The sequence below is a fragment of the Lysobacter sp. Soil_N_51 genome, assembly GCF_057655755.1.
In genome coordinates this window covers 105,446-118,986 of the sequence record NZ_JBDGLR010000007.1, presented here as the reverse complement: position 1 = coordinate 118,986, position 13,541 = coordinate 105,446, and the positions used below count along the sequence as shown (strand labels likewise).

The window sequence follows — 13,541 nt, the reverse complement described above, 5'->3', positions numbered from 1 at the left end:
TTGTCCCGCGAGTACCGTGTCCCACCGTGTAAGTGCAAGGCCGGCGTTCCCTCCCCCATGCCGGCATTGGCCGGGTCCTGACGGGCCCGGCTTTTTTGTGAGCATCGATCCTGTCCGGGCCGATCCGGGCTTGCTGTGTTCCGCCCGGGTTGCCGCGGGTGCGCTTGGACGTCTGTCAGCCTGGAGCGAATGTCCGCGAGGCTGATAACGTGTCGATCCGATCGCGCGGGGCCGGATCGAACATGCACCGAATCGTGGGAACGCTACCGCTCATCGGATTGATTCTGGCTGCTTGCGGCTGCGGCACGGGAAACCTGCCGTCCGGAACCGGGCCTGCGGTGTCTCACGAGGCGCAGCCACCCCCGCCTCCCGATACGGGGGCCATCGCGCATTTCCACGGCTGCACGACGCTTCCCCGGCGCGAGCTGTCTGCTTACGAAGAATGCCTGGTCGGCAGACTGACAACCCAATGCACGCCGGCCGCGGATTGCGTCCTCACCTGCCTGGCGAGTCCGCACGGACACAGCGTGGGCGGCGGATGCGATCACGTCTGCTTCGGCGACAATCTGCGGTTTCAGCCGAAAGATCGCCCCACGGCGATGGACCAATGCCGAGAAGCGTCGTCAATCGCACAAACCCCGGGCGCGGCACAGGAAGGAAGCAGCCCGGCAGAAGGCTTGATGACTCGCGAGCAGGCATTGCCGATCGCGCGCAAGGCCGCCACGGCCCACGGCTACGATCTCGAGCGCTACTCGCTCGATACGTTTGGTGACGAGCTATCTGAAGATGGCGGCGAATGGATGTTCGGCTTCCTTTGCAGACCTATACCTCCGCCCGGCTGCAGGTTCCTGGTCATAGTGAACCGACGGACCGGAATCGCGGAGGTATTTCCGGGCGAGTGAAAATCGCCGGCCACCGTTTGTGCCGAAGGGTCGGCGTTGGTGATCCGGACAGGATCTTCCGCACCTACAGCCATCAAGCCAACGTTTCGACGCCACCCATATACCGCCGCAACACCTCAGGCACCGTGATCGAGCCATCGGCGTTCTGATAGTTCTCCATCACCGCGATCATCGCGCGGCCGATGGCGACGCCGGAGCCGTTAAGGGTGTGCACGGGCTCGGGCTTGCCGGTCGCCGGGTTGCGCCAGCGCGCCTGCATGCGCCGGGCCTGGAAGGCTTCGCAGTTGGAGCACGAGGAAATCTCGCGGTAGCTGCCCTGGCTCGGCAGCCACACTTCCAGGTCGTAGGTCTTGGTCGCGGAGAAACCCATGTCGCCGGTGCACAACAGCATGCGCCGGTACGGCAGGCCGAGGCTTTCGAGCACGACCTCGGCGCAGCGGGTCATGCGCTCGTGCTCTTCGTAGCTCTGATCGGGCCGCGCGATGGTCACCAGTTCGACCTTCTCGAACTGATGCTGGCGGATCATGCCACGGGTGTCGCGGCCGGCGCTGCCGGCCTCGGCGCGGAAACACATCGAGTGCGCGGTCATGCGCAGCGGCAGCGCGGACTCCTCGAGGATTTCGTCGCGGACGATATTGGTCAGCGGCACTTCCGAGGTCGGGATCAGATAACGCTTGCTCGCCGACTCGCCTTCGCCGACGTGGGTCGCGAACAGATCGTCCTCGAACTTCGGCAACTGGCCGGTGCCGCGCATCGCATCGGCGTTGACCAGCAGCGGCACGTTGGTTTCCTGGTACTCGTGCTGCTCGGTGTGCAGGTCGAGCATGAACTGGGCCAGCGCGCGATGCAGCCGCGCCAGGCCGCCGCGCAGCACGGTGAAACGCGCGCCCGACAGCTTGGCCGCCGTCTCGCCGTCGAGCCAGCCGTTGCGCGCGCCGAGTTCGACGTGGTCCTTGACCTCGAAATCGAACTCGCGCGGGCTGCCCCAGCGGTGCTGTTCGACATTGCCGGTTTCGTCCGGGCCGAGCGGCACCGAGTCGTTCGGCAGGTTCGGGATGCCCAGCGCGATCGCCTCGATTTCGGCCTTGATTTCGTCCAGACGCGTTTCGCCGCGCTTCTGCTCGTCGCCGAAGCTCGACACCTGCGCCATCAGATCGGACACGTCCTCGCCCTTGCTCTTGCGCTTGCCGATCTCGCCCGACAGCTTGTTGCGCGAGGCCTGCAGTTCCTGGGTCCGCACCTGGACCATCTTGCGCTCGCTTTCCAGCGAGGCCAGCGCCGCCGGATCGAGCAGATAGCCGCGGGTGGCGTGCAGGCGGGCGGCGAGTTCGGCGGGCTGTTGGCGCAGCAGGGTCGGATCGAGCATGGCGGTGCCGGAGGACGTGGCGGGAGAACCGCAGATTATCGCGGCTGGCGGGGTTTTTAGCGAACTTCATGGTGCCGCGGCGCGGACCCGCATCAAGCGCGCTCGGCGCGGCGCGGCATTTCGATGCAGAATGCGGAGCATCACGAATTCGATCCACGAGCAGCCGGCCCCATGTCGACACCGTCACCCGCACCTCGCCGTTCCTTCAATTTCGCCGCCTGGCTGCCGTCGGGCAAGGCGTGGCTGTGGGTCGTGGGCGCATTCGCCATCGGCCTGGCCCTGTTCGCCTGGGTCTGGTCGAGCAACCGCAATCGCGGCGATGGCTTCTATCGCAGCGGCGACACCCCGCCGACCAGCGCGCAACCGTTCTATGCGCCGCTGCCCGCGCCGGCATCGGCCGATGGCGAGGGCGTGGCGCCGGCTCCGTCGCCGCAGCCCTCGCCCGCCGCGGCCGGCGGCGAGCCGCAGGAAACCCCGCAACTGGTCGAAAACCCGAACCCGCCGGCGCCGCCGCAGAGCATGCCGAGCGCTCCGCAGTCGCCGACCGCGCCGCCCGCAGCCGCGGGCGCGCAGACCGCCGCGTCGCCACTGCCGGGCAATCGGCCGCCGCAGTATCCGGCGGCCTCGCTGCGCCGCGGCGAAGGCGGCACGGTGCGCGTTCGCGTCGAGGTCAGCGAGCAAGGCGACGTCGACGGCGTGGACGTGGTCGAAGGCAGCGGTTCGCGCGCGCTCGATCGCGCGGCGCTGAGCGCTGTGCGTTCGTGGCGCTTCAAGCCGGCGATGCGCGGCGGCCAGCCGGTGGCGGGCGCGGTGATCGTGCCGATTACGTTCAATCCGAATCAGTGAGGCTGGGGACGGGAATCGGGAATTGGGAATCGGAGAAGCAGTCCGTCCTTGTCTCGATGCCGGCCGCTACGATTTTTTTCGACAGTGAATCGATGCGTCGCGTAACGCGTGTAACTGCGCCCGAGCCTGTCGCGCGACTGAACCGCATGCGGTCCTTGTTCACCACCCGCTAACGATGCCGCTAAGAAGCTCGGCCTCCGATCCCATCCCCCGGGGACGGTCAGAAGGAGGCCGACATGAGTACCGCATCACATTCCATCGATCCCCACGCGCCCGATCGCGACACTCCACCGGCCCCTGAAGCCGCCGCGATCCAGGCCGCGCCCAGCCGCACCGGCCTGTGGCTGTTGATGATCCTGCTCGGCGCGACCTTCCTGGGCTGGTATCTGTACGGCAAGCGCGCGCCGGTCGCGCCGCCCGCGCCGTTGCCGCCGATCGTGGCGCTGCCGCCGCTCGATCGCGGCGCGAACGATGCGGGCGCGATCGCCAATGCCGCGAATACTTCGAACAAGCCCAGCGCCGCCAAGCCCGCGCCGAGCGCCAAGCCGGTCGCGGCCAAGCCGCGCGCGACCCAGGCCCGCCCGATCGCCAATCGCAGCCCGGAACCGCGTTATCCGGCCGCGGCGCTGCGTCGCGGCGAGGGCGGCACGGTGGTGCTGCGGGTGAACGTCGGCGCCGACGGCGTGCCCGACGATATCGCGGTGAGCCGCCGCAGCGGTTCGCGCGATCTCGACCGCGCCGCTATGACCGCGGTGCGCGATTGGCGCTTCAAGCCGGCCACGCGCAACGGCCGCGAAGTGGCCTCGGTGGTGGAGCAGCCGGTGGAGTTTCGTCCGCTTCAATAAGCATCGTGACAGCAAGCCGGGATAAGCGGCGATGAGGGCGAAACGAACATCGACGCCCACGGCGTGGCGAAACGCTCCACCCGGCTCGGGGTCGGTAGCGACTCGATGCCAAGCATCTGAATGAATAACGGCGGCCTGCGAGGGTCGCCGTTATTCGTTGGGACCACCAGGCGCGTCGTCTTCGACAACCCGCGGCGAGTGGCATCTGGTTGAGACTCCTTCCATGAGATATCGCAGCTTCGTGGCACCGTGGCATTGGCAAACCATCGGCAACACGCCGCCGGTTCGGAACAATTCGAAACCATGAGCACGACGGCTGCGGCCGAACGGATCGGTTAATCGCTGTCGTGCGGTTGCGACACGACGGCCGTCGCGCGACCACGGCGACGGCTCGGCGACAACCACGATGACTTGTCTCAAGTTCCATAGCGTGCAATCGTTTTTCGAACACACGCACGGAAGCACGCCTTTGTCGATCAGCGCCTACCTCGTCATCGAGTTCGCCGATCCCATCGCGATTCGCAAGCACAGATCGCCCGACTATCCGCGCACGATGTCGCTCGACTTGTCGTTCTGCGGATTCACCTTGCCCGGTGGCGCCTTGGGACTCATCGATCGCTACCGCTTGCCGCAGGTGTCCCCGCCTCATGCGCTGCTGGACTGGTCCAGGCACATCAGCGAAGCGGAGTACCTGGAACTGGTCGGGCCGCCGGACCTTGAGGCACTGGCGGCGAAGCATCGAAGCCTGCGTTTCAAACTCGACTGGCGCAAGGAGCCGGGGCATGAAGATCACTATGGCCAGGTCGAGAACGTGTTCGCGCTGATCGAGGAGTTTCGCTACGGCAATCGGGCGTTGGCGTACACGCTGACCGTTTCGGACATGGGCTGAGCCGCGGCCGCGCAGATTGACGACGGCGAAAACGCGAGCTCTTGTACGCAGTTTGAGGGTCGATGCATTGCGTCCGGCTCGCGAAATCCCTGCCTTGTCATGGACACAATGCTTCGGCTGCGCCGTGATCCGCAACAAACGCGTCGAAACTCAAGCCACATCACGAAGCCATCGCGGCTTCCAGGCGGCTTGAAGGCTCGAAAACTCACGGAGCGCAAAACTAAGACGGCGGCTCAAGGCCGCCGTCGTATCGCTGCATCCGGCAGCACGGCTTACCGCGCCGCGTCGACCCGCATCCCTGCTTTCGCCGCCAAGGCCTCGAAGCCCGGGAACGAAGTCGCGACATTCGCCACGTCGCCGATACGGACCTCGCCGCTCGCCAGTTGCGCGGCGATCGCGAAGCTCATCGCGATGCGATGGTCGCCATGGCTGTCGATCTCGCCGCCATGCAGGGCGCCGCCGTCGATGATCGCGCCGTCGGGGGTTTCCTCGATCGTCGCGCCGAGCGCGCGCAGGCCCGTGGCCATGCTCGCGATGCGATCGGACTCCTTGACCCGCAGCTCGGCCGCGCCGCGAATGACGGTGCGTCCCCGCGCCACCGCGGCGGCGACGAACAACGCCGGGAATTCGTCGATCATGTCCGGCACCAGGGCCTCAGGCACTTCGACGCCTTGCAAGGGCGCGTAACGCACGCGCAGATCGGCGACCGGTTCGCCGCCCTCGGCGCGCGGATTTTCCTCGACGATATCCGCGCCCATCAGCCGCAGCGCCGACAACAACCCGGTGCGGCGCGGGTTCATGCCGACCGCTTCGAGCAGCAGCTCCGAACCCGGCACCACGCTCGCCGCGACCAGGAAGAACGCGGCCGAGGAGAAATCCGCCGGCACCGCGACATCGGCCGCGCGCAGCACGTGACCGCCGCTGAGCCTGGCGTACCCCGGCGAGAATTCGATCGGCCAGGCGAACGCGGCGAGCATGCGCTCGGTGTAGTCGCGGGTCGGATGCGGCTCAAAGACGACGGTGTCGCCCTGCGCATACAGGCCGGCCAGCAGCAGCGCCGACTTCACCTGCGCACTGGCGACCGGCAAGGTGTACTCGATTCCGGTCAACGCGCGACCGCCGCGGATGCGTAACGGCGGCAAGCCGCCTTCGTCGGTATCGATATGCGCGCCCATCGCCGCGAGCGGCTCGGTGACGCGGCGCATCGGCCGCTTGGACAAAGACGCATCGCCGATCAACACGCTGTCGAAGCCCTGCCCCGCCAGCGCGCCGGCGAGCAGACGCATGCCGGTGCCGGCGTTGCCGCAATCCAGCGGTTCGGCGATGCCGCGCAGACCGTGCAGGCCAACGCCGTGGACGATGCGTTCGCTCGCGCTCGGCGTTTCGATGCGCACGCCCAGGCGTTCGAACACGCGCGCGGTGGCGCGGGTGTCCTCGCCTTCGAGAAAACCGGTGACGCGGGTGACGCCCTCGGCCAAGGCGCCGAGCATGACCGCGCGATGCGAGACCGACTTGTCGCCGGGCACGCGCAGCGAGCCGCGCAGCGGCGTGCCAGTGCCGGCGGCCCAGGCTTGTTGCTCTTGCGATTGGGTGTGCTGTGGATCCGCCGAAGCACTCATGCCAACACCCGATCCAATGCGCTCAACAGTCGACGAATCTCATCCGGCGAACCGACGCTGATGCGCAGGCAATCGGGCAGACCGTAGCCGCCCATCGGTCGCAGGATCACCCCGAGTTCGACCAGCGCCGCTTCGATCTGCGGCGTGCGCGCGCCGAACTCGACCAGCACGAAATTGGTCTGCGACGGAAACACCCGCAGCCCGCGCAGGGTCAGCGCATCGGCCAGGGCCGACCGCTGCTCGGCGTTGCGCGCGCAGGCCCAGTCGAGATGCGCGACGTCGCCGAGCGCGGCCTCGCACGCGGCCAGCGCCGGGCCGTTGACGTTGAAACTTTCGCGCGCGCGATCCATCACCGCGATCAGGCCCGGCTGCGCGATCAGATAACCGACCCGCAAGCCGGCCAGCCCGTAAGCCTTGCTGAACGTGCGGGTGACGGCGAGATTGCGATAACGATCGAGCAAGGACACCGCGCTCGCGTAATCGGGCGCGTCGGCCATTTCCGCATAGGCTTCGTCCATCACCACGATCACCTGCGGCGGCACGCGCTCAAGGAACGCGATCATCGCTTCGCGGCCGAACCAAGTGCCGGTGGGGTTGTTCGGATTGGCCAGATACACCAATCGCGTCTGCGGGCCGATCGCCGCGGCGATCGCATCGAGGTCGTGGCCGCAGGGCATCGTCGCATCGCGCGGCAGCGCCTCGACGATGCGCATGGTCGCGCCGGCGCATTGCGTCGCCAGGGCGAACACGGCGAAGCCGTAGCGCGAGAACACCACCTCGTCGCCGGGACCGGCGAACACCTGCGCCAGTTGCATCAGCAGTTCGTGCGAACCGTTGCCGAGCTGCAGTTGCGCAACGTCCACGCCGTGCCGCGCCGCCAGCGCGCGCTTGAGGTCGGCGCCGAGCGGATCGGGATAACGGTGCAGCGCATGCAGCGATTCGAGGATCGCCTGGCGCGCGGCCGGCGACGGGCCGTACGGGTTTTCGTTGGAACCCAGCTCGGCGAGATTCGCCTCGCCGAAACGGCGCCGCAACGCGACCAGATCGTGACCCGGGTCGTAGGCTTTCAGGCGTTGCACGCCGGGCTGCGCGCGCGCGGCGAACCAGGCTTCGTCGAAAGCTGGAGTCGACGCCGACTCCAGTTGCTGCGATTGCGCGGCCGCCTGGCTCATGCGATCGCCACCGGGTAGGAGCCGAGCACCTTCACTTCATGGGCGAGGTCCTGCAGTTCATCGAGCGCTTCGCGCATCGCCGGTTCCTGCACATGGCCGCCGATATCGACGAAGAACGCGTACTGCCAGCGGCCGGTATGACCCGGACGCGACTCGATCCGGTTCATGCTCAGGCCGCGCTTGGCAAACGGCGACAGCACGTTGTACAGCGCGCCCGGCTCGTCCTTGATGAAGATCAACAGCGAGGTGCGGTCGTTGCCCGAGGGCGTGAACAGTTCGCGGCCGATCACCAAGAATCGCGTCGTATTGTCCGGACGATCCTCGATTGGACCCGCGACAGTGCGCAGCCCATACACATTGCCCGCGCTCGCCCCGGCAATCGCCGCCGCATCGTCGGCATTGCGCGCGCGCCGCGCCGCTTCGGCGTTGCTCGACACCGCGATCTTCTCGGCCTTCGGCAGGTATTCGCGCAGCCACGCCTTGCACTGGGCGAACGACTGCGGATGCGAATAGACCCGCTCGATGTCCTCGATCCGGCCGCTGCGCGACAGCAGGTGCTGATGCACGCGCAGTTCGACTTCACCGCTGATCTTGAGCTTGGAGGTCAGGAACATGTCGAGCGTGGACTGGATCGTACCCTGGGTCGAATTCTCGACCGGCACCACGCCGAAATCAGCGTTGCCGGCTTCGACTTCCTGAAACACTTCCTCGATGCTCGCCAGCGGCAGGCCGTGGATCGAATGGCCGAAGTGTTTGAACACCGCCTGCTGCGAATGCGTGCCTTCCGGGCCGAGGAAGCCGATCTTCAGCGGCTCCTGCTGGGCCAGGCAGGCCGACATGATTTCGCGGAACAGCCGCACCAGCACTTCGTCGTGCAGCGGGCCGTCGTTGCGGTCGACCACGCGGCGCAGCACCTGGGCTTCGCGTTCGGGACGGTAGTAATCCACCGCCGCGGCGAGCTTGCCCTTGGCCTTGCCGACTTGATTGGCGAACTGCGCGCGTTCACCGATCAACTGCTGGATATGCAGATCGATGCCGTCGATGCGTTCGCGCAAGGTGGCCAGGTCAGGGCCCGCCACGACAGGCGCGGCGTCCTCGACCTTCGCGGCCTTGGATTTGCCGGCGGCTTTCTTGTCGGTCGCGCTCTTGGAAGCGGCGGCGGGTTTCTGCTTGCCGGGCTTGGCCGGCTTCTTCGTATCTTTGCTGGCCATCTCAACCGTGCCGTTGTTGGAAGTCTTGCATGAAGGACGCCAACGCCTGCACGCCGGCTTCCGGCATCGCGTTGTAGATCGAAGCGCGCATGCCGCCGAGTGCGCGATGGCCCTTGAGCGAGATCAGCCCGGCCGCTTCGGCTTCCTTGAGGAAGGGCTTGTCGAGCGCTTCGTCCTTGAGGAAGAACGGCACGTTCATGCGCGAACGCGCGGCCACCACGACTTCATTGCGATAGAAGCCGCCGGAGTTGTCGATCACGCCGTACAGCAGCGCCGACTTGCGCGCGTTGCGCTTGGCGAATTCCTCGACGCCGCCCTCGGCCAGCATCCACTTGAACACCAGTCCGGCCAGATACCAGTTGTAGGTCGGCGGCGTGTTGAGCATCGATTCGCCCTTGACGTGGGCGCGGTAGTCGAAGATTTCCGCGCGCGGCTGGCCGGCGCGTTCGAGCAATTCGCGCTTGACGATGACCACGCTGACGCCGACCGGGCCGAGGTTCTTCTGCGCGCCGGCATAGATCACGCCGAACTTGGACACGTCCAGCGGCTCGGACACGATCGAGGAGCTGAAGTCGGCGACCAGCGGAACATCGCCGACATCGGGAATATCGCGGAACTCGACGCCGTGGATGGTTTCGTTGGCGGTGTAGTGGACATAAGCCGCGTCCTTGGACAGATTCCAGGTGTCGCGCGCGGGAATGTCGCGGAAGCCGCCGGGCTCGCCGTTGGCGGCCACGTTCGCGTTGACGTAAGGCTTGACCTGCTTCAATGCGGTCTTGCCCCAGTGGCCGCTGACGATGTAGTCGACGGTCTGGCCCGGGTCGGCGAAGTTCAGCGCGATCAGCGCCTGCTGCGCGGTCGCGCCGCCCTGCAGGAACAGCACCGCGTAATCGTCCGGGATCGACATCAGCGTGCGCAGGTCGCGCTCGGCCTCGGCGGCGACCTGGATGAACTCCGGGCCGCGGTGGCTGAGTTCGACGATCGAGGCCCCGGCGTTGTTCCACTCCAACAGTTCCGACTGCGCCTGCAGCAAGACCGATTCGGGCAGGGTCGCGGGACCGGCACTAAAGTTGAAGGCGCGGGACATCGGGAGGCTCCGGGGTGTGGGGTGGACCCCAAGTATGCCGCAGTGCAACACCGTGTGTATCTGTCGTTACTCGCGCAACTTTTACCCCGGCAGCTGCCTCTATATGGGCATGCGGTCTCGTATTGCTGAAGGCATTGCCCGCTCCAGAAGTCCCGCTGTGCCCAATCCGTCCGCGAACCCGCTCGTCCCCCGCCCCGGAGCCGTCCCATGTCGCTGCGCCAAGTGCTCAACCTTCCCGCTTCCGAAATCACCGACGAGGCGGTCTACCGCGACCGCCGGCGCCTGCTTACCGCGCTGGCCCTGGCCCCGGCGCTCGGCCTGTCCGGCTGCGCCGAGGCCGAGGCCCCGCCGCCGCCGGCCGGCAAGCCGGTCAGCCCCGAGCAGGCCAAGGCCGGGTTCCGCACCGACGAAGTGCTCACCCGCTTCGAGGACGTCACCAGTTACAACAACTTCTACGAGTTCGGCACCAACAAGGGCGACCCCTCGGCCGCGGCCAAGACCCTGCGCACCAGTCCGTGGACGGTCGCGGTCGGCGGCGCCTGCGCCAAGCCCGGCAAACTCTCGCTGGAGGACCTGATCAAGGGCCTGACCCCGCAGGAACGCATCTACCGGCTGCGCTGCGTGGAGGGCTGGTCGATGGTGATCCCGTGGCTCGGCGTGCCGCTGGCCGACGTGCTCAAGCGTTTCGAACCGACCTCCAAGGCCAAGTACGTCGCCTTCACCACCCTCGCCGACCGCAAGCAGATGCCCGGCATCGCCTACGACTCGATCAACTGGCCCTACCGCGAGGGCCTGCGCATCGACGAGGCCATGCACCCGCTGACCCTGCTCGCCACCGGCCTGTACGGCAAATCGCTGCCGCAGCAGAACGGCGCGCCGCTGCGGCTGGTGGTGCCGTGGAAATACGGCTTCAAGAGCATCAAGTCGATCATCGCGATCACCTTCGTCGAGTCGATGCCGGTAACCAGCTGGAACCAGCTGCAGCCCAGCGAATACGGCTTCTTCTCCAACGTGAACCCCAACGTCGACCACCCGCGCTGGAGCCAGAAGACCGAGCGCCGTATCGCCGGCACCGGCAGCAAGCTGTTCGCCGACCGCATCGCGACCCGGCTGTACAACGGCTACGCCGATCAGGTCGCCGGGCTGTATACCGGCATGAACCTCAAGACCTGGTTCTGAGATGAGCGATTCGACCAGCACTCCCGGCGGCGCAACCGCCACGGCCGCCGCGCGCGCGGCGCGGCCGATCCCCAAGCGCAAGACGCCCAAGGGCGTGATCGCCGCCAAGGTCCTGGTGCATGCGCTCGCGCTGACGCCGGCGGCGATCCTGGCCTGGCAGATCCGCGAGGAATTCCTCACCGGCAGCGGCGGTCTGGGCGCCGACCCGATCGCCGCGATCGAGCATCGCCTGGGGCTGTGGGCGCTGCGCCTGCTGCTGATCACCCTGGCGATCACCCCGCTGCGCCAGTTGAGCGGCCAGGCCGTGCTGCTGCGGTTCCGCCGCATGCTCGGGCTGTACGCGTTCTTCTATGCCAGCGCGCATCTGGCCGCGTATCTGCTGCTCGATCTGAAGGGTTATTGGACCCAGATCTTCGAGGAGATCGCCAAGCGGCCGTACATCACCGTCGGCTTCCTGGCTTGGCTGCTGCTGATCCCGCTGGCGGTGACCTCGACCCAGGGCATGATGCGTCGGCTCGGCCGGCTGTGGGGCAAGCTGCATCGGCTGATCTACGCGATCGCGGTGCTGGCGGTGCTGCACTTCTGGTGGCTGGTGAAATCCGACATCCGCGAGCCGCTGCTGTATGCGGCGATCTTGGCGGTGCTGTTGGGATGGCGGCTGTACAAGCGAGTGGCCGACGCACGAAGCCGGGCCCAATCCGCCGCTGCTCGCCAGCCGAAGCCCCTGTAGGAGCGGCGCGAGCCGCGACAGCGCCATCGCGGTTACGACGCAGGCATGAAGGCGCGGTCGTAAGGCAAGCCAGGTACCGCAGTTACGACGCAGGCGAGGTGTCGCGGTCGCGGCTTACGCCGCTCCTACAGGGGGCGATCATGGCGGCTCTGCTGGCCTGGCGGCTGTACAAGCGAATGGCCGACACGCGAAGCCGCAACGCGGTCGCCGAAGCCCCTGTAGGAGCGGCGCGAGCCGCGACCGCGCCACCTCGGTTACGACGCAAGCATGAAAGCGCGGTTGTAAGGCAAGCCAGATACCGCCGTTACGACGCAGGCGTGGTCCCGCGGTCGCGGCTTACGCCGCTCCTACAAGAAGCCACCAACGCTCAACGCACGCCGTAGAGCAGCAGCAAACCCAGCAACCCCGCCATCACCACGGCCGCCAGCAGCAGCCACGGCATGCGCCGCACCGACGCCGGCAAGGCCGACGGCGGCGGCGGGCGGTCTTCGTTCGCGGCCGCTTCCTGGGCCAGTTGCGCCTGCAGGGCCTCGGCCGCGCTGAACTGGCGGGTCGGCGCTTCGATCACGAACCGATGCTGTCCGTCGAGCAGCAACTGATCGCCCGGCTTGAGCAAGGCGTGCCGCACCGGCTGGCCGTTGACCACGCTGCCGTCGACCGAGCCCACGTCGCGCAGCACCACGCCGTCGGCATGCGCCTCCAGACGGGCGTGGCGGTCGGCGAAGGCCGGCTCGTTGATGCGGATATCGCAGTCGCCGGCGCGGCCGATCACCCGCGGCTGCTCCAAGGTGTAGCAGCGGCCATGATGGATGCCGCCGACGCCGCGCACGACCATGCGCGAATCGGCCGGAATCTCGACCCCGAACGGCGGCGCCGCATCGGGCTTGTCCGACACCAGCAGCAGCTCGACCCCATCCAGGAAAATCGCGTCGCCCGGCCGCAGCATCGCCATGCGCTTCACCGGCCGGCCGTTGACGTGCAGCCCGCGCAGGCCCTCGCGGACCTGCAGCCACACGCCGCGGCGGTCGACGCTGAATTGCGCGATCGCCGCGCCGGCGTCCTCGACCAGCACGGTGCGGCCGGCGAGATCGCGGCCGATCGCATGCACGCCGGGTTTCAGCGGCAGGTCGGCATGTTCGCGGTTGGGGTATCGAAGTTTGAGTGCGCTCACCCGGCAGGAATCTAGCAGGTTGTGGGGATAGGCACATCCGGGGTGCGGAGGGCTTACATGAACAGTGGCGGAGAGCAGAAACGAGTGCAGAGGAGTGAGGAGTGAGTAAGGCAGGGACTTCGACTCACTTCTCACTCCTCTGCACTCGTTTCTGCCAAGCCCCCTGGGCTTGGATGCGCCCGTCCCTGCCCGCACAATAGTCGGTTCCAGGGAAACCCAGACTTCGACGAGCCCGACCATGTCCAGTATCGATATCCAACATCCGCACACGCTCGCCCCGGCCAAGGCCCGCAAGGCCGTCGAAGAAGTCGCCAAGAAGCTCGCCGAGCGTTTCGACGTCGAATACGGCTGGGTCGGCGATACCCTGAATTTCAGTCGCAGCGGCGTCGACGGCAAGATCGCGCTGCAGCCCAATCAGCTGCACGTGTCGGCCCAGTTGGGCTTCCTGCTCGGCGCGCTGAAGGGGCCGATCGAGTCGGAGATCCGGCGGGTGTTGGAGGAGCGGTTCAAGTAAGGCCGGGAAT

13 protein-coding genes are annotated in these 13,541 nt (G+C 67.1%); 7 read left to right on the top strand and 6 right to left on the bottom strand.

Going from position 1 to position 13,541, the window contains the following annotated elements; all coding sequences use genetic code 11:
- The first annotated feature begins 242 nt into the window (after positions 1 to 242).
- Complete coding sequence (locus AC3A4T_RS14725; protein WP_487676062.1) at positions 243 to 902, top strand: hypothetical protein; 660 nt, start codon at positions 243 to 245, stop codon at positions 900 to 902.
- 73 nt (positions 903 to 975) lie between these two features.
- Here the strand turns inward: AC3A4T_RS14725 and serS are convergent, their stop codons facing one another.
- A complete protein-coding gene (serS, locus tag AC3A4T_RS14720; protein WP_487676061.1) occupies positions 976 to 2,268 on the bottom strand; it encodes a serine--tRNA ligase in 1,293 nt (430 codons plus the stop codon).
- Positions 2,269 to 2,439: 171 nt separating this feature from the next.
- On the opposite strand from serS, the gene AC3A4T_RS14715 reads away from it, so the two are divergent.
- The 3 genes from AC3A4T_RS14715 (at position 2,440) to AC3A4T_RS14705 (ending at position 4,848) form a co-directional block, all read left to right on the top strand.
- Positions 2,440 to 3,114, top strand: coding sequence for an energy transducer TonB (locus tag AC3A4T_RS14715; protein ID WP_487676060.1), 675 nt, complete (start codon positions 2,440 to 2,442; stop codon positions 3,112 to 3,114).
- Positions 3,115 to 3,350: 236 nt separating this feature from the next.
- A complete protein-coding gene (locus AC3A4T_RS14710) occupies positions 3,351 to 3,959 on the top strand; it encodes an energy transducer TonB (protein WP_487676059.1) in 609 nt (202 codons plus the stop codon).
- A gap of 469 nt (positions 3,960 to 4,428) precedes the next feature.
- Positions 4,429 to 4,848, top strand: a complete 420-nt coding sequence (locus tag AC3A4T_RS14705; protein ID WP_487676058.1) for a hypothetical protein — start codon at positions 4,429 to 4,431, stop codon at positions 4,846 to 4,848.
- 272 nt (positions 4,849 to 5,120) lie between these two features.
- On the opposite strand, the gene aroA is transcribed toward AC3A4T_RS14705, so the two are convergent.
- From aroA to serC, 4 genes are read right to left on the bottom strand one after another with little or no spacing between them, the layout of a single operon-like run.
- The gene (aroA, locus tag AC3A4T_RS14700; RefSeq protein ID WP_487676057.1) at positions 5,121 to 6,467 is read right to left on the bottom strand and encodes a 3-phosphoshikimate 1-carboxyvinyltransferase; all 1,347 of its coding nucleotides are present in this window, start codon (positions 6,465 to 6,467) and stop codon (positions 5,121 to 5,123) included.
- Positions 6,464 to 7,639, bottom strand: coding sequence for a histidinol-phosphate transaminase (gene hisC / locus AC3A4T_RS14695; RefSeq protein WP_487676056.1), 1,176 nt, complete (start codon positions 7,637 to 7,639; stop codon positions 6,464 to 6,466). Before hisC ends, aroA begins: the two co-directional genes overlap by 4 nt.
- Positions 7,636 to 8,850 (bottom strand): prephenate dehydratase, encoded by a 1,215-nt coding sequence (gene pheA / locus AC3A4T_RS14690; RefSeq protein ID WP_487676055.1) that lies wholly within the window; start codon positions 8,848 to 8,850, stop codon positions 7,636 to 7,638. Before pheA ends, hisC begins: the two co-directional genes overlap by 4 nt.
- Position 8,851: 1 nt before the next feature.
- Entirely contained in the window at positions 8,852 to 9,937 is a 1,086-nt protein-coding gene (gene serC / locus AC3A4T_RS14685) for a 3-phosphoserine/phosphohydroxythreonine transaminase (RefSeq protein ID WP_487676054.1), read from the bottom strand.
- 207 nt (positions 9,938 to 10,144) lie between these two features.
- Here serC and msrP point away from each other — a divergent pair, with 207 nt between their 5' ends.
- Both msrP and msrQ read left to right on the top strand, forming a co-directional pair.
- Complete coding sequence (gene msrP, locus AC3A4T_RS14680) at positions 10,145 to 11,116, top strand: protein-methionine-sulfoxide reductase catalytic subunit MsrP (protein ID WP_487676053.1); 972 nt, start codon at positions 10,145 to 10,147, stop codon at positions 11,114 to 11,116.
- Positions 11,117 to 11,210: 94 nt separating this feature from the next.
- Positions 11,211 to 11,846, top strand: a complete 636-nt coding sequence (gene msrQ / locus AC3A4T_RS14675) for a protein-methionine-sulfoxide reductase heme-binding subunit MsrQ (protein WP_487676269.1) — start codon at positions 11,211 to 11,213, stop codon at positions 11,844 to 11,846.
- A 367-nt stretch (positions 11,847 to 12,213) separates the two neighbouring features.
- Here msrQ and AC3A4T_RS14670 read toward each other — a convergent pair whose 3' ends face one another.
- The gene (locus AC3A4T_RS14670) at positions 12,214 to 13,017 is read right to left on the bottom strand and encodes an FHA domain-containing protein (RefSeq protein ID WP_487676052.1); all 804 of its coding nucleotides are present in this window, start codon (positions 13,015 to 13,017) and stop codon (positions 12,214 to 12,216) included.
- A gap of 238 nt (positions 13,018 to 13,255) precedes the next feature.
- Between AC3A4T_RS14670 and AC3A4T_RS14665 the strand changes: the two genes are divergently transcribed.
- A complete protein-coding gene (locus AC3A4T_RS14665) occupies positions 13,256 to 13,531 on the top strand; it encodes a polyhydroxyalkanoic acid system family protein (protein ID WP_036109733.1) in 276 nt (91 codons plus the stop codon).
- The last annotated feature ends 10 nt before the right edge of the window (positions 13,532 to 13,541 follow it).

Excerpts from the sequence above, each read along its gene's own strand:
- AC3A4T_RS14715 (WP_487676060.1), top strand. The coding sequence starts at position 2,440 with ATGTCGACACCGTCACCCGCACCTCGCCGTTCCTTCAATTTCGCCGCC.
- hisC (WP_487676056.1), bottom strand. The coding sequence starts at position 7,639 with ATGAGCCAGGCGGCCGCGCAATCGCAGCAACTGGAGTCGGCGTCGACT.
- AC3A4T_RS14725 (WP_487676062.1), top strand. The coding sequence starts at position 243 with ATGCACCGAATCGTGGGAACGCTACCGCTCATCGGATTGATTCTGGCT.
- AC3A4T_RS14665 (WP_036109733.1), top strand. The coding sequence starts at position 13,256 with ATGTCCAGTATCGATATCCAACATCCGCACACGCTCGCCCCGGCCAAG.
- serC (WP_487676054.1), bottom strand. The coding sequence starts at position 9,937 with ATGTCCCGCGCCTTCAACTTTAGTGCCGGTCCCGCGACCCTGCCCGAA.
- msrP (WP_487676053.1), top strand. The coding sequence starts at position 10,145 with ATGTCGCTGCGCCAAGTGCTCAACCTTCCCGCTTCCGAAATCACCGAC.
- serS (WP_487676061.1), bottom strand. The coding sequence starts at position 2,268 with ATGCTCGATCCGACCCTGCTGCGCCAACAGCCCGCCGAACTCGCCGCC.
- aroA (WP_487676057.1), bottom strand. The coding sequence starts at position 6,467 with ATGAGTGCTTCGGCGGATCCACAGCACACCCAATCGCAAGAGCAACAA.
- AC3A4T_RS14710 (WP_487676059.1), top strand. The coding sequence starts at position 3,351 with ATGAGTACCGCATCACATTCCATCGATCCCCACGCGCCCGATCGCGAC.
- pheA (WP_487676055.1), bottom strand. The coding sequence starts at position 8,850 with ATGGCCAGCAAAGATACGAAGAAGCCGGCCAAGCCCGGCAAGCAGAAA.